Origin of the sequence: Pseudomonas sp. BW7P1 (genome assembly GCF_024981055.1) — a bacterium.
In the GTDB taxonomy this organism is placed as follows: Bacteria; Pseudomonadota; Gammaproteobacteria; order Pseudomonadales; family Pseudomonadaceae; genus Aquipseudomonas; species Aquipseudomonas bananamidigenes.
Map to the genome: position 1 here is coordinate 1,646,384 of NZ_CP103374.1, position 17,517 is coordinate 1,663,900.

Consider the following 17,517-nt stretch of genomic DNA (forward strand, 5'->3'; position numbering starts at 1 on the left):
TCTGTTTTGTCATGCGGAACATGCATCAGATGAATGAACTTCGGCGCATCGATCTCAACCTGTTGGTCGTCCTCGACGCCTTGCTCGCCGAGCAACACGTGACTCGCGCTGCCGAGCGTCTGCACTTGAGCCAGCCGGCGGTCAGCCATGCGCTGGCCCGTTTGCGCGACTTGCTCGGTGACCCCTTGCTGGTGCGTGCCGGTTCGGGGCTGGTACCCACCGCCCGGGCACTGGAACTGATTGCGCCGCTGTCCGAAGCCCTGGCCCGGGTGCAATCGCTGCTGGCGCCGAACACCTTCGATCCCGCCAGCGCCCGTCGGACCTTTCGGCTTGCGATGTCGGACTATGGCGCGGCGATCATCCTGCCCGGGCTGATTCGCACGTTGCGCACCGAAGCGCCGGGCATCGACCTGCAAATCAGCCATGCCAGCCGCGAAGGCATGGTCGAGGGGTTGCTCAATGGCGACATCGACCTCGCGGCTGGCGTACTCCCGGAATTGCCCGGCGAGTTGTGCAGCATGCCAATGTTCGAGGAACGCTATGTCTGCCTGCTGGATCGCCAGAGCCTTCCCGCCGGTGATGCTCTCGATCTGCCAACCTACCTTTCCCGTCCCCACGTCCTGCTGGAGATGCGCGGCAGCGGCACCCCGGAAATCGAACGCACCCTGACCGCCCTGCGTGAGCGCCGCCGCGTCGCCGTCAGCCTGCCGCATTGGAGCGTGGCGCCGCAGTTCATCAGTGGCACGGATCTGATCCTGACCGTAGCTTCGCGAGCGTTGAAGGATGTGGATGACGACTCGTTGATCGTCGTGCCGCCACCGTTCGAGATCGCACCGTTCACCTTTGTCTCGGCGTGGCACAAGCGGCGGGGCGGGGATCAGGCGTTGAACTGGTTGAACCGGCAGATTGAGCAGGGGATAGTGCGCAGCTGAACAACATCAAGGAGCTGGGCGTGACAGTGAAGTCTGTGGTGACGGTGGGGCTGGCGCTTTGCGGGGCGCTGATGGCGGGGGCGGTGTTGGCGGATTGTTTGCCTGCGCCGGTGAACGGTGACCTGGATTTCTCCGTGTGCAAGGAGTGGCCGGCCTTTCCGGGATTGAATATCAACGCGAATGCGAAATTTCAGCGCAGGTCCGGGCCGGGTGCTATCGATACGAGCGGCACCTATGATTTCACTTTATCTGTCTTGAAAAGCGACCAAACGGAACCGGTTGCCACTTATCACCAAGCCTCCGCTTTCTTCTCGGATGGGGTGACATTGCGAGATATCTCGCTCGATACCGCGCGCTACAAGCTGACTCCAGAGGTACGGGCGTTTGGTGTTCGCGTGCAGTTCACCAATGCCTCTCGCCTCAATCCGCTTGAGGAAACGCACCTCTCTCTTTTTGTAAAAGAAGGCGACAAGTTACGCCCTGTGCTCAGTCAATTAGTGGTTTACGAGTACGGCGGCGAATGGGACGGTGATTGCACTGGCGAGCGATTTGAGATGACCAGAACAGTAGAAATCGCCAAGACCAGCTCCCATGGTTATGCCGATCTGATTATCAAAACCCGGCAGACAAACACGACCAATGTCGTCGAAGGCGATACTTGCGAAGACAAGATCCATGTCAGCTCCCCTGAACTGACAACCCTTCACTACGACGGCAAATCATATGTCTTGCCTAAAGGTTTCAAAGCCATCGAGTGATACAGAGCCAACGCGACTTATTTCAAGGAAGAACAATGCTCACCCCGACCCGACTTTTCATCGCCCTCGGTTTTCTGGCCGTTACCACTCAGGCCCACGCCGCCTGTGAGATAAAGAAATTCGACGGTCACTCCCTGTCACGCTGCAAAGTGTGGCCGGCCTTCCCGGACAAGGCGATCTCGGCCAAATCCACCTTCGTGTCCGACTCCGAAGGTGATCACGACGGCGTGTTCGACCTGGAACTGTCGCTTCTTAACGCCGCCAATGCCAAGCCTCTGGCGACTTACGTCAAACCCGGTGCCTACAACTCCGACGCGATCAGCTTCGAAGACTTGAAGATCGATACCGCTCGATATCGTCTGGCGTCGGACGTTCGCGCCTTTGGCCTGCGGTCGGATTTTGCCGACCAGCTTTCAAGAGCCAATCCCTACGCGAAAACCGATCTGGCGCTGTATGTCCGCGAAGGCAGCAAGTTGCGACCGGTGCTGGAAGGCCTGGTCATTCGCAAGGAATTTGGCGAGGTTAGCGGTGAGTGCGATACCAAAGACACGAAAATCCTCAGGACCGTGGAAATCGGCCCATCCAGCCATAATGGCTTCGCTGACCTGATCGTTTCCTCAAGTGGTGTGGTGTACACCTCGACCCAGTCAGGCAAAGAGTGCGTTTCCAAAACCTCCAACCTGAAAAACACCCAAATCACCCTGACCTACGACGGCAAGCAATACACCGTCCCCGAAGACCTCAGAGGTTACTGACCGATGCTCACCGGCCTCAATCACCTGACCCTCGCCGTCACCGACCTGGATCGCAGCCTCGGGTTCTACCGCGACGTGCTGGGCTTGCGGGTCGAGGCCACGTGGGACGCCGGTGCCTACTTGTCGCTTCCGGGCTTGTGGTTGTGTCTCTCCCTCGATGCACAACGCCAATCCGAGCCCGGCGCCGACTACACCCACTACGCCTTCAGCCTCGGCGCTGCGGATTTCCCGCTGTTCGTGCATCAGCTTCGTGCCGCGAACGTGCCGCAATGGCGCGACAACCGCAGCGAAGGCGCATCGTTCTACTTCCTCGACCCGGACGGGCACAAGCTCGAGGCCCACGTCGGCGATCTGGCCTCGCGGCTGGCCGCGTGTCGGCAAAAGCCCTACGCCGGGATGCGTTTTTTCAACGAGTCGTGAATATTCACAAACCGCTGGGCTAGACTGGCGGCCACGTTTTGCGGCGTTTGCAGGTATTTCATGACTCCATCGTTGCTTATGGCCGTGCTGGCCTCGGGTTTCATCTACGGCATCACGCCGGGGCCGGGTGTCCTTGCGGTGTTCGGCATCGGCGCCGCGCGCGGTCGTCGGGCCGGGGCAGGGTTTCTGTGCGGGCATCTGCTGGGCGATGTGATCTGGTGCAGCACCGCGCTGATCGCGATTGTCGGCGCCCGGGAAATCGGTAGCACCGCGTTCGATGTGCTCGGTGTGCTCAGCGGTCTGTACCTGTTCTGGCTCGGCTGGCGCGCCGTGCGGGCCAAACGCAGCAACGGCGATCAACCCCAGGGCGCGGCGCGCCAGCCGTTCTGGCACGGCATCCTGTTCGGCCTGACCAACCCCAAGGCCTACCCGGTGGCGGTGGCGACATTCACCGCGCTTCTTTCGAGCCGTGCCGAACTGCTCAACTGGTCGATGCTGCCCATGCTGATTGCCCTGAGTTTCCTCGGCGGATTGCTCGCCTACGCTATTCTCATTGGCGTTGTCGGCGCCCGTCAGGTGCGTACGCTGTATCAGCGCCATGAACTGGCCATTACCCGGTTGTGCGGGGTAATGTTCATCGGTTTCGCCATCAACGCGCTGGTGCATGCGCTGCCGGGGCTGATGCCGAACAAGGCTTGAAAGAAATCGCCGGGATGCGAGGTCGAGGTCAGGGACGGTTGATCAGTGCTGCATTACCGGACACCCACGCTGAACCATGGAAAGCCGAAATTCTGCGCCCTTGGCGAGTTACATCGATCTGTTGCTGGACGCCGTTTGCGCGGTCGACAAACAAGGTCGCTTTGTTTTTGTCAGCGCGGCCTGCGAGCGGATTCTCGGCTACACCCCTGACGAACTGATCGGTCAGTCGATGATCGACTACGTCTATCCCGCCGACCGGGATCGCACCCTGGCCGCTGCCAGAGACATCATGGGCGGCGAGCCCAAGCACAATTTCGAAAACCGCTACGTGCGCAAGGACGGCAGTATCGTGCACATCCTCTGGTCGGCACGCTGGTCGGAAGTCGATCAATTGCGCATTGCCGTGGCGCGGGACATCACCGAGCGCAAACTTGCCGAATCCCGGCAGGCGGCGTTGTATGCGATCTCCGAAGCGGCCCATGCGGCGGAAGATCTGCTGGCATTGTTCAAACGCATCCACACGATCATCGGTGAGTGGCTGCCGGCGCTGAATTTTTCCGTGGCGCTGTACGACGAGCACTGTGCAAAGCTGGATTTTCCCTATCACGTTGACGATGACGAGGCACAACCGGAGCAACCGGGCACGGTGACCGGGCGCCTGTGCGCCGAGGTGATCCGCAGCGGCCAGCCGATCCTGCTGACCCCGGATTGCCCGCAGGCACCGCCGGGTTTCGAAGCGCTGGTGGCCGGGCAGCAATCACCGTGCTGGCTCGGCGTACCGCTGAACTCGAAGAACGGCACCATCGGCGCCCTGATCGTCAAAAGCCTGCCCGGCGGCGAGCGTTACACCGAGCGCGACAAAGAACTGCTGCAATACGTCTGCGCCCAGGTCGCCACAGCCATCGAGCGCCAGCAATTGCACGCCCGTCTGCGACGCATGGCGCAATATGATCAATTGACCCAATTGCCCAATCGCGAATTGTTGCGTGATCGGCTGAAGGCTGCGCTGGCCAGCGCTCGGGAAACATCGGGGCACATGGCGCTGCTGTATGTCGATCTGGATCGCTTCAAGCAGGTCAACGACACCTTTGGCCACGGCGTCGGCGACATGTTGCTGCAGACCGTGGCCAACCGCCTCAAGGGCTGCGTACGCGAGACCGACACCGTGGCACGGATCGGTGGTGACGAGTTCGTGGTATTGCTGCACAGCGTCCATGCCCCTGACGATGCCGACAGCGTGGCGGAAAAGATCCGACAGGTACTGGTGCAACCCATGCGCCTGGACGGGCACAACCTGAACATCGAACCGAGCATCGGAGTTGCGCGCTTTCCCGAACATGGCCATCACGAGCAGCAGCTGTTTCGCCACGCTGACCAAGCCATGTATGCCGCCAAAAGACAGAATCATCAGGCCCGGGGTATCTGACGGCCTGGCCGTTCGTCGCGGCAGCGGCAACTTTTATAAACCTTTGAGGGCCGTGTTTTTCTCAACTTAGGCGGGCAACAGCTCGCTTACGATCAATACCAAGAGGTAGAGAATCATGCCTAACTCAAGAAACTCGAACTCGGGAAACTTCGCCAACGATCGAACAAAGGCCTCTGAAGCCGGTCGCAAAGGTGGGAAAACCACCACCACGACTGTCGACAAAGAGCCTAAATCCGAAATGGGCCGCAAGCCCGCTCAGAAATCGAAGTAGTCGGCGAAGGTTGTTTTGATTGAGAGGCGGGGGCGCAAGCTCCCGCTTGAATTTGCCGAGAAGGAGGGCGCGACCATGAGCCGGATGGCCACCCGAGTACGCCGCATCAGTTTTGTCAGCCTGCTGGGCCTGTGTGCCAGCAGCGCATTTGCCCAGTCGCCCGCCGACTTCATCAACGAAGCCTCGGCCAAAGGCATGGCCGACATCGAAGCCAGCCGTCAGGCGCACGGCAAGGCCGAATCGAAAGAGGTCAAGGATTACACCATCGTGGTCATCAACGACCGCACCACGGCCAACCAGCATTTGGCGAAAATCGCCAAAAAACTCGATCTGCCGGTGGCCCCTCGCGAAGAACTCGCCGACAAGGCCAGGACGTTGATTCCGGAGGTGAAGGACGGCGCGTCTTTCGATCAGGCTTACGCCGCCAGCCAGGTCAAAGCCACCGAAGAAGCCATCGACCAGATCCAGCAGGAAGCCCGGACTACCGACGTGCCGGAAATCAAGGCCTTCGCCGACGAGACCCTGCCGAAGCTGCAAAGCCATCTGGAAATGGCCCGAGCGCTGCAAGCCAGTCGCTGAAGCCGGGTTAAACAAAAAACGGCGCTCGATGCGCCGTTTTTTCTGCTCAGCAATCATTCAAGTCCTGCTTCGGTTTGCTCTTTTCTCCCAACCCCTCCAGGTTGAAAACTTCGCCTTCGCCCAATGTACGGTAGTGCTTGCGCAAGGCTTCCAGTTGTTTGAGATCCAGCGCTTCCAGCCCGAGCATTGCGTTCTGTGCCTCTTTGGTTACCAGCAACAGTTCGTCGAGCTTCAAATGCAGAATGTCGGTGTCGCGGTTCTGGGTGTTCTGGATCAGGAACACCATCAGGAACGTGATGATCGTGGTCGAGGTGTTGATGATCAGTTGCCAGGTGTCGTTGAAATGAAAAATCGGCCCGCTCAGTCCCCATAGTCCAATCAGAATCAAAGCTCCCATGAACGTCTTGGGGCTGCCGGCCCAGAGTGCGAGCGTTTGCGAAATCTTTGCGAATTTCATGACCTTGTTCCTTATTGAGGGGCGCTTGAAATTCAGACATCTGAGGTGTGGCGAAAATTCTACTTACAAATCTCGGTGTTCACTGCCAGACCGGCGTTATCGGACGTAGGTAGGGGAAGGCAGGCCTGCAAGTTCGCTGTATCGTGACGGCAGTCGCTTTTCCATGTTTCGCCAAAACGTCCAAGACAGGAGAACGCAATGACCTGGTCCGCCAGACAATACGTCGCTTTCGAAGATGAACGCACCCGCCCGGCCCGTGACCTGCTGGCGGCGATTCCCACACAGCGAGCACGCTCCGTGGTCGATATCGGTTGTGGCCCCGGCAACTCGACCGAGCTTCTGGTGGAGCGTTTTCCGGGGGCGAACGTGCAGGGGCTCGACAGCTCAAAGGACATGATCGAGGCCGCACGCAAGCGTCTGCCGCAGTTGCAGTTCAAGGTGGCGGACATTGATACGTGGGCCGATGAAGGGCCATTCGATGTGATCTTCGCCAACGCGGTGTTGCAGTGGGTGCCGGATCACGCGGCGTTGTTGCCGGCACTGGCGGGCAAGCTGGCGCAGGGCGGCACTCTGGCGATCCAGATGCCGGACAACCTCAACGAGCCATCCCATCGCTTGATGCGCGAAGTGGCTGCCGACGGGCCATGGGCCAGCAAGCTGGCCGGCGCGGCAGGGCAGCGGACCGAGATGGCGGATGCCAGTGCTTATTTTTCGATGTTGCGTGCGCATTGTGCGCGGGTCGATGTGTGGCGCACCACCTATCACCATCAGTTGGCGGACGGGGCTTCAGGCGTTGTCGAGTGGTTCAAGGGCAGCGGTCTGATTCCGTTCCTCAGCCCGCTGACCGAGGCGGAGCGGGCGCAATATCTGGCGCGTTATCTGGCGGAGGTTGCGAAGGCTTATCCTGCGATGGCGGATGGTTCGGTGCTGTTGCCGTTTCCGCGATTGTTCATCATCGCCACACGCTAGATACCCCGTGGCGAGGGAGCAAGCTCCCTCTCCACAGATGATCTGAAAATTCAGCGCTGTACGGCGACCAGCATCATCATCGGCCGCTCGCGTTCTTCGGCGAGGGCCGGTTGCGCGGCCACTTCTGCATCGCTCGGGCCCCATTCGTTGACGTGTTGAATCGTGAATCCGGCGCCAATCAATGCGTTGAGCAGTGTCCCGACCGTGCGATGTTGCTTGATCACCCCGTCCGCCAGCCAGTTCGTCACCCGTTCGCCTTCCCTCTGATAACTGTCCAGCGGCCAGCGCTTGTTACCCTCGCTGTCGATCAGCCAGCCCGGATTGCGCGGCGCCATGAAGATCGGGTGCTCGATGGAAAACACGAAATGCGCACCGGGTTTGAGTGCGGCATGCAGCCTGGCAAACAGCCCCGAGAGATCCTTGATGTAGTGCAGCGCCAGCGAACTGTAGGCCAGATCGAAAGTGCATGCAGGCAAATCGAGCTGTTCCAGGTCGGCACGTTCGTAGCGGATGTTCGCGGCTGACGTCGTTTCCTTCGCCCGTTGGAGCATTTTCTCCGAGACATCCAGCCCCAGTACGTCGGCGGCACCTTGTTCGCTGGCCCAGCGGCAGAACCAGCCATAGCCGCAGCCCAGATCCACCACCTGCAAACCGTGCAGGATGGGCAGCAAGGTCTTCAGCGCCGGCCATTCAGGTGCGGCATCGAGGCCGCCGAGGGAGCGGTTCAACTGGCTGTAACCCTGAAAAAATTCGGGGTTGTCGTAAATGTTCTGGGTCATGGTCGGGTGCTCGTCTGAATTTGATTCGGGTGGCTCAACGGCCACGATTTGAAGTCCCTCGAAATGTGATGGCGCGTATTCGTCGATGGCCGCGCAGGGGGAGGGTGGTGGGTGACGGGGAAATGCTAGCGGGTCGGGGTGAGCGTGAGAACCGAACGAGTGTTGAGGATCTGTAAGCAACTCAGCGTAGCCGCTCTACGTTCTCATCGATTCGTTTCTGGATGGTTTGCAACGTGTCTTGAGTGATGACGCCGGGATACATCTTTTCGGCCATCGCCGCGAACTGGTCGGCCACTTCGCAGAATCGGGCGATGACAGCGTCGGCCGTTTCAGACGAAACCTCTGCTTCTTCTGCAAGATCGAGAATGGCTTTTCGCCCGATTTCCAATGCCTCGCCCATTACGTCCATCTGGTGGTAACCGCCGGGACCCTCGCAGAAGGTTACATCGTAGGCTGGCGCCAGCTTCCATTGGCCGGATTCCGACATGATGTAGGCGAAGTTCTTTGGGTGGTCATCTCGGTTATTGAACGCGACGTTGAAAACTACACGCTCAAACGCGAGCGCTTTCTCCCTTACGTCATTGGTGCACAGATGAGTTGCACGCAGGAAATTGACGTAGTCCAGTGCTCCGGCATTCTGGAAATCAGCGGCAGTGAAGGCAGCGAGACTTTGCATAGGCACGCGTAAGTCGTTTTCGCGATCAAAGCGCTTGGTAGCAAACGCTGCCAGCCCGTTTGGCAGGCTGAAGTACTGAGTGTCAGGTGTCTTTATTCCACACATCCGCAAGCATTCGGCGTAGACCATTTCGATGGCACACACCTCGGGATGCTCCTGCCGCGCGGGAAACTTGACCAGCCAGGCTTCGAAGCCTGATCTGGCTATGGTGGTATAGGTGTCGGTTTGCGGATCGCGATAGACCAAGGCTTTTGGTCTGGCACCCTGCGGAGAGCCACCCACCAGCAACAGCCGTTGCAAGAATTCACCACCTTCACCATTGAGAACTTCCTGCACCTCAGCCGCTAACAGATCGATGGAGACCTCAACTTGCGGCTCCAGCGCCTCGGGCGCCACCGGCTCGAATGACATTGCGCCCATAGCACTGTTGCCAATGTAAGCGAGACGCGCGAGCGGGCCGATGCGTGCGGAGTTAAGGCCGCGCCGCTTGAACAAGCGATCCATCAGCAGCATGCCCCAGCCATCCGGCAGCGAATCGTAGACAGGTCCAGGCAAACCCAATTGATGGGACGGAAAGTCACGCCGTAACTTGGGACCTTCCAATGGCAGCCTGTACGCCGACAGTTCCAGGCCTCTGCTCTTTGCCTCGTCGCTGTACTCGAACACGATCAGTGGACGACCGGTGATTGCCGTCGTGGAAACGAGTGTGCCCCACCGCCAGTGTTCACCCCATCCGTCGTAATAGACGTCCACTCGTTCAAGCATTTCCTGATTTCCTTTTAATGCGCTGACGCCTGGAACTGTCTTCATAGCGAAGGATGTCGTCCAGGCTGTCCAGTTTTGGCAAGAACAGATCTTCGACTTCCTGGACACGCCCAACAACCATGGCTACACGGACCACGGTTTCGAAACTGACATTACGCCCGGCTTCAAGGTTGGCCACCGTATTGGTGCCGACACCGGCGCGAGCAGCCACATCGGCTTGTGTCATTTGCAGGGCTATCCGCTCTGTGCGCAGGCGTTGGCAGAGCCGCTTGACGATCTCGCTTGGTTTGCTGAGGCTTAATTCCAGCATGGTGTGCCTTATGTCGCATAAAGGTCAGTCAATACCCAAAATTATAGAGTTAACCTTCAGTGCGTCAAATCAGTTAAATCCATTTTGATAGGAGTTAACCTCGATTCATGTCGATAAGCCATAATAATGCATAATTAAATTTCAAGTTTGTAAGCAGTCCAATCTGGCTTTACGTGGAGCATTACTTCGAGACCATCTCAATCGCCTGTTCCTGGGTGTCCCCGGTCGAGAAGCAGCCAGGGAGGTCTGGCAACTCAACTCGCCATGCGAATTCACGGTTACCGGGATGTATCGCCTGAACGCTTCGGAGCGCTCACGAAATGAGTTCGGATTGTCACGAGCGTAAGGGAAGACGGGTTGAATTCAATCAACGTGTAGTTTCTGAATGGTTCAAAAGCGGGCTTTTGCGCTACAAATCACAGGCACAAAAAAACCGGCCATCAAGGCCGGTTTTTTCTGTTTGCGCATCCCCCGCCAAACCACGACGCGGGACATGAATTCGATTGGAGCGGGTGAAGGGAATCGAACCCTCGTTATCAGCTTGGGAAGCTGGAGTAATGCCATTATACGACACCCGCTCGGAGCGGCTGACTTTGTACCAGACTCGGCCACGGATTTGAAGTTTTCTTTGCGTGGGGCGAGCGCAAAAGCCTGAATCAGGGCCGGATCGGTCGATCGCGGGCAAGCGCTGCGGGCTGGAGGACGACTTTATCTCAGATCCGCAGGCTCGCTCGCGACGACGTTGTTTCAAACGGCCAATGCATGGTGATCCTGGACAAACGGGTGACGCGTTCGGCTCATGGGCTGCTGTGCAGGTTTCAGGAAGCCGAGCAGGGCGTTCTGGCTGTCCCGGCAAGCGGACTTGTGTTCCATGTCGAGGAAGTGCCCGGTGGCCTGCAGGGTGGTGAAGGTGCTTTGCGCCACGTGGTTGCCGAACAGCCGGGCATCTTCGGCGGCGGTGTATTCGTCCCATTCGCCGTTCATGAACAGCACTGGCACGTTGATCTTTTTCGCTGCATTCAGATAGCACTGGCGATCACTGTTCAGCACATTGCTGATGTGAAAGTGCATCTGCCCGTATTCGTGCTCGGCGAGGCTGCTGACGTGACGATAGTTGAAACGCTTGAACAGGGATGGCAGGTGCTTGCCGATCGTGTTGTTCACCAGATGGCCGACGCGGTTGCGATCCAGGTTGCTCAAATAATTCACGCCCCGTTCGAGGTAGTCGCGCATCGGTTCGTTGATCACTGGCGAGAAGGAACTGATCACGGCCTTTTCGATACGCCGTGGCTGGTGTGCAAGGGCGACCATGGTCGCGGCGCCGCCCCAGGAAAACGACAGCACATGCTCGGCGGCGAAGTGATCGATCAGTTCCAGGAGAATCTGGGCTTCGATTTCCTTCGTCAGCATTTTCTCGTGACGATTGTGGACTTTCGACCTGCCCGCGTAGGGCTGGTCGTAGCAGACCACGTTGAATTGCGGGTGCAGATTTTTCACGGTCTGTGCAAACGACGCAGTCGTGGCCATCGAGCCGTTGACCAGAATAATGGTCTTTTCCGCGGCGTCTGCGCGATAGAACTCCGTGTAAACCCGATACTGACCCTGTATATCCAGCACAGCGATTTCTGGCCTCATGTCATAAGACTCCTGGCAAGCGGGTATGCGCGCAAATAGAGATTGCACGAGCTTTGTGACAGGTAGGCATACGCCTGGAATTTGGAGCCCATGTCGATCCGGAACGGCAGGTCGACGGGTATTGTTATTGGCGGGCAATCTGCCGGCTGAGGCGAGGCCCTGAGGGCTCTCTACCGGCAAAAGGTTTCTTGGATGTTGTATGTGACTCATCGGTCACAATTTGGCCGACGTCCTGATTCAAGCAGGGGGATCCGGATCGCGCAAGTGCCGTTGGCAAATTGTTCGACAACTTCTGCTGAGCGGTCGGCGGCTCAGAACAAATGGATCTCTTCGGTGCGCAGGGCTCGGTATTCGCCCGGTTTTAGCGCGTTGTCCAGGTGCAGCAGACCCATGGACTCGCGGTGCAGGCGCAGCACTTTGTTGTTGAAGAGACCGAACATGCGCTTCACCTGATGGTAGCGCCCCTCGACAATGCTCAGCCGTGCCGTTCGTGGGCCGAGCACTTCCAGCTGCGCCGGTTGGGTGGTCAGGTCTTCGAAGGCGAAGTAGATCCCTTCGGCAAACTTGATCGCATATTCCGGGCCGATCTCTTGTTCGGTCTCGACGTAATAGACCTTCGGCAGTTTGGTCTGGGGCTGGGTCAGACGCCGCGACCAGCTGCCGTCGTTGGTGATCAGCATCAGGCCGGTGGTGTTGAAATCCAGGCGCCCGGCAATATGCAAGTCGTCCTTGTCCGGCTCATGAATCAGGTCGAGCACGGTCGGATGCTCGGGATCGCGGGTGGCGCTGACGCAGCCCTGGGGTTTGTGCAACATGAAGTAGCGCGCCGGTTTGCCGGTTTGCAGCACTTCGTCGTCGACTTCGACGCGGCTGAATTCCAAGACTTCGCTGTGGGGGTCGCTGACGACTTTTCCGTCAATGCGCACGCGCTTTTCCACCAGCAACAGGCGAACCTGCTTGCGGTTGTAGCGGGGCAGGTTACTGAGGAAGCGGTCGACGCGCATGATCAGGAATTGGCAGGGGACGGGGGGCGCATCTTACGTTATCGACGACCTGGCCGCTTGCAGTTGCGCCTCGACCCGGGCGCAACGCGGGCACAGACAGGATTCATTGCGCAGTTCCGGCGGCAGGGCTTCGAGGACCGCCGGGTCAATGGAAACGCCGTAGCACCAGCAGGCACGGTCGGCGGTACGTGGATCAGCCAGGGTGCAGTCGTTGCGGGCGCCGCAGGCCGGGCAGAGGTCAGGTTTGTTCATGGTCGTCAGGCATAGGCAGAGTGAGGCATTTCCATGCAGGTGCGGTTGCGGCCGGTCTGTTTGGCCCGGTACATCGCATGATCGGCCCGGGACAGCAGGCTGTGCAAGGTGTCATCCGGTTGCAGGGTGGTGGCGCCGATGCTGACTGTCAGATTCAGGGTGTGATCGTTGTAGGCGTATTCATGCTGTTCGACGTGTCGGCGGATCTTCTCGGCAATCTTCTGACCGGTCTCGCCGTCAGTGTCCTTCAGCAGAACGATAAATTCCTCACCGCCCCAACGGCAGACGATATCGGAATGTCGCAGACAGCTTTGCAGGTCCCGGGCAAAGCCGATCAAAACCTGATCACCGGCCATGTGGCCGTAGGTGTCGTTCAACTCTTTGAAGTGGTCCAGATCCAGCAGCAATGCGGTGAGTGGTTTCGGCTCGCGATGCGCTTCCTGCAGGGCCTGTGCGGCGAGCAGGTCGAAGCCGCGGCGGTTGGGCAGTTCAGTGAGGCTGTCGAGGGTGGCCTGGGCGTGGATCTTGTCCTGATAGCGTTTGATCAAGCGGTTGACCAGCCACAGCACGATCAAGGTCACCAGCAGACAGATCAACAGATTGAGGTACAGCGACTGGCGAATCTCGCTCAGTGCGCCGTCTTCACGTTTGTCGACGAACAGATACCAGTTCAGCTCTGGAATGAACCGCACATTGAGGAAATGTCCCTGACCGTGGGCGGAATATTCGTAGCTGCCGCTATGGGGTTTGGGCAACTGGCTGACCAGGCCTTTCATGCTGTCGAGATCTGTCAGGCTTTTGCCGGCCCGCGCACCTTCCGGCCCGCCCTCGGCGCCGGTCAGTACCAGTCGGCCAAAGGTGTCGACGAAGTAAACGCTGCGTTGATAACGCTGTTGATACTTGTCGATCAGCTTGATGACCGCGTCCACCGTCAGCCCCACACCGGCGGCACCGATGAAGCGATCGTTGTAATCGAACACCTTGTAGTTGATGAAGAAGGTCATGTTGTCTTTGTTGGCCAGATCCGGGTCGACATTGATCTCGTACGGATCTTTCATGTCGCGCACGCGGAAGTACCAGGCGTCGCGCGGCTCGTCGATCTTCACCTGCTTGAGCACACCCTTGGCGTGGTAGTAGGTGTGACTGCTGTTGGAGACGAAGAATGCGGTGTAGGCACCGTAGTGGGTCATGACCTCGTCGAGATAACGGGTCATCTGGTCGCTGTCTTTCTCGCCGTTCACCACCCAGTCGCGCATGAAGGTGTCGCGGGACATCATCGAGGAAATCAGGATCGGTCTGACGAGATCCTTCTGGATTTCCGAATAAACGGTGTCGGAAGTCAGCGGCAGTTCCGTGTTGACGATGTTGTCGCGGATCGAGGCTCGAGAGGCGTAGTAGCTGAGCAGCGAGGTGGCGAGGAAGCCTGCGCCGAGGAGGGCGACCAGCGTCAGTACCAGCGAACGTTGGGAGTAAAACGCAGATCTGAGCGGCATTGGCAATTCCGTTGACGGTGGCCCGATGGCAGCATTCTAGTGGCAGTGACGGGGAAAAGGTTGCGGCATATTGGCCTGAAATGAGCAGCCTGTTGCGCCGCTGATCCGACGGGCGATGGAAGTTGGCACTCGGCAGCGATTAGCCAGTCAAATCCGTTGTCAGCCGGTCTGTGCCGACTGCTGTCACAGGTCTTCCAGGAGGCCGTCATGAGTACTGCAAAATTGCTGCGTCGAGTGCTGCTGGGAGCAGTGCTCGGTTTTGGGCTGTCCGGTTGTTATTACTACGCCGGCAGCTACGATGCCTACCCCGCAACCTATTATTACCCCGGCTATTACTCTCCCTATTACTACGGTGGCTATTACGGCCCGCGCTATTACGGTGGCGGGCGCTATTACTACTATGGAGGCCATGGCTATCGCGGAGGGTACGGACGGGGTTATCACGGCGGCGGATATCACGGTGACCACCATTAATCAGCGGCTGAATGAGTCGATGTTTTCGTGAACAAGGTTTCATCAATCACATGTTTCAACTTGTTACAGAAACGCACCAGATTCGGAAAACGCTGTCAGATGTTTCGTCAGTCGCCGAATGAAAGACTGACGCCTGCCAGCGTCGCTGGTGTGGCTACCCGCGGTCCAGGAGGCCGCCATGTATCGCCGAATTCTTCTGCTTGCCGTGATGCTTTTTTCGATTGGCGGTTGTGTCCCTTACTCCTACGGTGAGGGTTATTACACCTCAGAGGTCTATACCTCCCAATCTCCGTCGTACTACAACAGCGGTGGCACCTATTACAGCGGTGGCAGCACCTACTATTCAGCCCCGCGTTACTACCAGCCAGCTCCTCGCTATTACCAGCCGGCGCCACGTTATTACTCGGCGCCGCGTTACTACCAACCGGCCCCGCGCTACTACGAGAGCCGCCGCTGGCACGGCGATGATCGTGGACGCTGGGATGGCCATCGTCGTGGTGGCTGGGACGATCATCGCGGTCGTGGCGATCACTGGCGCGGCAACCGCTGGTAACTCCCCGCAAAAAAGCGGCGCATTGAGCGCCGCTTTTTTTTGCCTGTTTTTCGGCAATAACGTGTATCGAACCATCTCCTAACAGGTTCTCGGAACCCTCCTACAGTTTTATTTCTGAACATTTGTTAGCGTTTGTATGCATACGTTGATGTTGAAAAACTTCAATTTCAGGGAGATGTAAGCGCGGGATATTGCTCAGATATGAATCTTCTTATCATTCATCAAAATTTTCCCGGTCAATTTCGTCATGTGGCGTTGGAAGCATTGCGCAGGCGTCTGGGAGTCGTAGCAGTTGGGCGCGATACGGCGCCAGGTGTTGCCGGTGTGAAGTTTTATCGATATAGGCCATCAAGAAAAAATATTTACGGCGTTCATGCTTGTTTACGTAAGTATGAGGAGGCTGTTTCCGATGGGCAGCAAGTTAAAAGAATATTGTTGGGGCTTAATAAAGCAGGCTTTCGGCCTGATGTAATACTCGCACATCCAGGGTGGGGCGAAACTCTATTTGTCAAGGATGTGTATCCGGAAGTGCCTCTTGTGCATTTGTGTGAATACTATTACCGAGCACATGGAGCAGACTCTGATTTTGATCCCGAGTTTCCTTGTGCGATCGATGTGTCTTCAAGGCTCGGAATCTTGAATTCGATGCATGTTTTGAATATTGAGCAATGTGATGTCGGCATTGCACCCACACACTGGCAGCGCAGCCTTTTTCCGAAAGCATATCAATCTAAAATTCGCATCATTCACGAAGGTGTTGTTCAGGTTGCTGATTCGGAAAATTTAAAGTCCGTAACTTTGCCTGACGGGTGCACGATTATATCAGGTCAGCCTGTTGTGACTTATGTCGCCAGAAATCTTGAACCGTATCGTGGGTTTCATAGTTTTATGCGAGCCATTCCTCGTATCCAGGAAATATTCCCGAATGCGCAAATTATTGTAATAGGCGGAGAGGGTGTCAGTTATGGACGGATGCCCGTTGGATACCCGAACTGGCGCAGCAAGATGCTCGCGGAAGTGGATGTTGATATTTCCCGGGTTCACTTTGTGGGGAAGTTGCCTTATCAAACATATAGATCGGTTCTGAGTCTTTCAAAGGCTCACGTGTATTTGACATATCCGTTTGTACTGTCGTGGTCTCTGTTGGAGGCAATGGCGTCTGGCTGTGTTGTCGTCGGCTCAGATACCGCTCCCGTACGGGAAGTTATCGAGAGTGGAGTCAACGGAATACTTGTGGATTTTTTTGATGTTGAAGAAATCGCCACGGCAGTGTGCAGGGTTTTAACGTCTTTCGGTGATTTTGAATCCATGAAGGACGCGGCGAGATTGAGGGCAAGCGAATTCGATGTGGTTAAAGGAGTAAGCGGCTACTTCGAAGTGTTCAAGGAGTTGATGAGGTGAGTTGTTTCAAGTGACGTGATTGATCATTTTAAAATGGAGATTTGAAATGCTGAAGATGTCTCGCAAGGAAGTTTTTCGTCAGTGCAGACGGGCGGTTAAATATGGACTGTTGCTAGCGATCTGTTATTGGATGGTCGACTTCTATATCCGGTGGGAAGAGGCTGCAGAAAAGCGGGCGATTTATCAGAAAAAACAGGAGGAGTGCAGCAGGAAACTGGCGGGTATGGAGCAGGTTCCTATCCTTGGCGGCAGTCTGCTGGACCGGACAAGGATTCCCGGGTTCCATTTTGGATCGACATTAAGGAGCGACGGTTCCTGTATTGCCGATCTTCTTGATGGGTCATTCTGGTGGACGGGAAAAGAACTGTTTCCTGTGTATGAAACTCTTGGGGTAGAACCACCCAGCAGCTGGACGCATTTCCACGTTACCGCCAGGCTTTTCACCAGAAGGGATACCACGGCACCGCACAACATGGGCGGGCGGCATGTGGATTGGCCGGATGAACTGATTGTTAAGCTGAAAAATTATCCAGGCCTGGAACTTTGGCTTACCGCGCCTCCACCCAGTATCAAAAATGAATTCTCTGTTCGACTTTTTGTTATGCGCGACTGGCGTCGGCATGATGGAACGCCACGGAAGATAAATTGTGAAGGTTTAAATTCGCTAGAATCTAAAGCTTCTGCAAGCGGTTTGAGTAAAGCCTATCTTTTGAAAATGAATAAGGAGCAGTTGGAGAATTTGGAGTTTGGGAGTTTGCGTGCGTATTGTACGGTCGGGTTGCACCATTTCGATTTTGCAGGTGGGGATGCTCGTATACATTTGGGTACCGAGGGTTTGCGGGGTGCTCCAGAAGCGCTTAAGGCTGTCAGTGACTATCTTTCACATTCAATTATTACAGGGAAGTAAAT

At 57.0% G+C, this 17,517-nt stretch carries 22 protein-coding genes and 1 tRNA gene; 13 read left to right on the forward strand and 10 right to left on the reverse strand.

Annotated features, from left to right (window positions below; genetic code table 11):
• The first annotated feature begins 20 nt into the window (after positions 1-20).
• The 8 genes from NWV16_RS07410 (at position 21) to NWV16_RS07445 (ending at position 5,840) form a co-directional block, all read left to right on the forward strand.
• Positions 21-932: a LysR family transcriptional regulator gene (locus tag NWV16_RS07410; protein WP_260522532.1), complete on the forward strand. Its 912-nt coding sequence runs from the start codon at positions 21-23 to the stop codon at positions 930-932.
• A 20-nt stretch (positions 933-952) separates the two neighbouring features.
• Positions 953-1,690 (forward strand): hypothetical protein, encoded by a 738-nt coding sequence (locus NWV16_RS07415; RefSeq protein ID WP_260522533.1) that lies wholly within the window; start codon positions 953-955, stop codon positions 1,688-1,690.
• A 35-nt stretch (positions 1,691-1,725) separates the two neighbouring features.
• Positions 1,726-2,445 carry a hypothetical protein gene (locus NWV16_RS07420; RefSeq protein ID WP_260522534.1) on the forward strand — a complete coding sequence of 240 codons (720 nt, stop codon included), beginning with the start codon at positions 1,726-1,728 and terminating at the stop codon, positions 2,443-2,445.
• A 3-nt stretch (positions 2,446-2,448) separates the two neighbouring features.
• The gene (gene fos, locus NWV16_RS07425; protein WP_260522535.1) at positions 2,449-2,865 is read left to right on the forward strand and encodes a fosfomycin resistance glutathione transferase; all 417 of its coding nucleotides are present in this window, start codon (positions 2,449-2,451) and stop codon (positions 2,863-2,865) included.
• A 60-nt stretch (positions 2,866-2,925) separates the two neighbouring features.
• A complete protein-coding gene (locus NWV16_RS07430; protein ID WP_260522536.1) occupies positions 2,926-3,564 on the forward strand; it encodes a LysE family translocator in 639 nt (212 codons plus the stop codon).
• A 76-nt stretch (positions 3,565-3,640) separates the two neighbouring features.
• Positions 3,641-4,990 carry a bifunctional diguanylate cyclase/phosphodiesterase gene (locus tag NWV16_RS07435; RefSeq protein WP_260522537.1) on the forward strand — a complete coding sequence of 450 codons (1,350 nt, stop codon included), beginning with the start codon at positions 3,641-3,643 and terminating at the stop codon, positions 4,988-4,990.
• 115 nt (positions 4,991-5,105) lie between these two features.
• The gene (locus tag NWV16_RS07440; RefSeq protein ID WP_260522538.1) at positions 5,106-5,261 is read left to right on the forward strand and encodes a KGG domain-containing protein; all 156 of its coding nucleotides are present in this window, start codon (positions 5,106-5,108) and stop codon (positions 5,259-5,261) included.
• Positions 5,262-5,336: 75 nt separating this feature from the next.
• On the forward strand, positions 5,337-5,840 hold the full coding sequence (locus tag NWV16_RS07445; RefSeq protein ID WP_260522539.1) for a DUF4142 domain-containing protein: 504 nt from the start codon (positions 5,337-5,339) through the stop codon (positions 5,838-5,840).
• Between the two features lie 46 nt (positions 5,841-5,886).
• Here the strand turns inward: NWV16_RS07445 and NWV16_RS07450 are convergent, their stop codons facing one another.
• Positions 5,887-6,297, reverse strand: a complete 411-nt coding sequence (locus NWV16_RS07450) for a low affinity iron permease family protein (RefSeq protein ID WP_260522540.1) — start codon at positions 6,295-6,297, stop codon at positions 5,887-5,889.
• Between the two features lie 198 nt (positions 6,298-6,495).
• Here NWV16_RS07450 and tam point away from each other — a divergent pair, with 198 nt between their 5' ends.
• A complete protein-coding gene (gene tam / locus NWV16_RS07455) occupies positions 6,496-7,266 on the forward strand; it encodes a trans-aconitate 2-methyltransferase (protein WP_260522541.1) in 771 nt (256 codons plus the stop codon).
• A 50-nt stretch (positions 7,267-7,316) separates the two neighbouring features.
• Here tam and NWV16_RS07460 read toward each other — a convergent pair whose 3' ends face one another.
• The 9 genes from NWV16_RS07460 to NWV16_RS07495 form a co-directional block, all read right to left on the reverse strand.
• The gene (locus tag NWV16_RS07460; RefSeq protein ID WP_260522542.1) at positions 7,317-8,045 is read right to left on the reverse strand and encodes a class I SAM-dependent methyltransferase; all 729 of its coding nucleotides are present in this window, start codon (positions 8,043-8,045) and stop codon (positions 7,317-7,319) included.
• Between the two features lie 181 nt (positions 8,046-8,226).
• Positions 8,227-9,486: a type II toxin-antitoxin system HipA family toxin gene (locus NWV16_RS07465; RefSeq protein ID WP_260522543.1), complete on the reverse strand. Its 1,260-nt coding sequence runs from the start codon at positions 9,484-9,486 to the stop codon at positions 8,227-8,229.
• Positions 9,479-9,796 (reverse strand): helix-turn-helix transcriptional regulator, encoded by a 318-nt coding sequence (locus NWV16_RS07470; protein ID WP_248742821.1) that lies wholly within the window; start codon positions 9,794-9,796, stop codon positions 9,479-9,481. Before NWV16_RS07470 ends, NWV16_RS07465 begins: the two co-directional genes overlap by 8 nt.
• Positions 9,797-9,977: 181 nt before the next feature.
• On the reverse strand, positions 9,978-10,088 hold the full coding sequence (locus NWV16_RS27800) for a type II toxin-antitoxin system HicB family antitoxin (protein ID WP_409519376.1): 111 nt from the start codon (positions 10,086-10,088) through the stop codon (positions 9,978-9,980).
• Between the two features lie 212 nt (positions 10,089-10,300).
• Positions 10,301-10,374, reverse strand: a tRNA-Gly gene (locus NWV16_RS07475).
• Between the two features lie 169 nt (positions 10,375-10,543).
• Positions 10,544-11,431: an alpha/beta fold hydrolase gene (locus tag NWV16_RS07480; protein ID WP_260522544.1), complete on the reverse strand. Its 888-nt coding sequence runs from the start codon at positions 11,429-11,431 to the stop codon at positions 10,544-10,546.
• Between the two features lie 311 nt (positions 11,432-11,742).
• Positions 11,743-12,435: a pseudouridine synthase gene (locus NWV16_RS07485; RefSeq protein WP_260522545.1), complete on the reverse strand. Its 693-nt coding sequence runs from the start codon at positions 12,433-12,435 to the stop codon at positions 11,743-11,745.
• Positions 12,436-12,468: 33 nt separating this feature from the next.
• Positions 12,469-12,687, reverse strand: a complete 219-nt coding sequence (locus NWV16_RS07490) for a cysteine-rich CWC family protein (RefSeq protein WP_260522546.1) — start codon at positions 12,685-12,687, stop codon at positions 12,469-12,471.
• A gap of 5 nt (positions 12,688-12,692) precedes the next feature.
• Positions 12,693-14,180 carry a sensor domain-containing diguanylate cyclase gene (locus NWV16_RS07495; protein ID WP_260522547.1) on the reverse strand — a complete coding sequence of 496 codons (1,488 nt, stop codon included), beginning with the start codon at positions 14,178-14,180 and terminating at the stop codon, positions 12,693-12,695.
• 207 nt (positions 14,181-14,387) lie between these two features.
• On the opposite strand from NWV16_RS07495, the gene NWV16_RS07500 reads away from it, so the two are divergent.
• From NWV16_RS07500 to NWV16_RS07515, 4 genes are all read left to right on the forward strand, one after another.
• Entirely contained in the window at positions 14,388-14,654 is a 267-nt protein-coding gene (locus NWV16_RS07500; protein ID WP_260522548.1) for a hypothetical protein, read from the forward strand.
• 178 nt (positions 14,655-14,832) lie between these two features.
• The gene (locus NWV16_RS07505) at positions 14,833-15,207 is read left to right on the forward strand and encodes a hypothetical protein (RefSeq protein ID WP_260522549.1); all 375 of its coding nucleotides are present in this window, start codon (positions 14,833-14,835) and stop codon (positions 15,205-15,207) included.
• 201 nt (positions 15,208-15,408) lie between these two features.
• Complete coding sequence (locus tag NWV16_RS07510; RefSeq protein WP_260522550.1) at positions 15,409-16,608, forward strand: glycosyltransferase family 4 protein; 1,200 nt, start codon at positions 15,409-15,411, stop codon at positions 16,606-16,608.
• A gap of 46 nt (positions 16,609-16,654) precedes the next feature.
• Positions 16,655-17,515, forward strand: a complete 861-nt coding sequence (locus tag NWV16_RS07515) for a hypothetical protein (RefSeq protein WP_260522551.1) — start codon at positions 16,655-16,657, stop codon at positions 17,513-17,515.
• Positions 17,516-17,517: the final 2 nt, after the last annotated feature.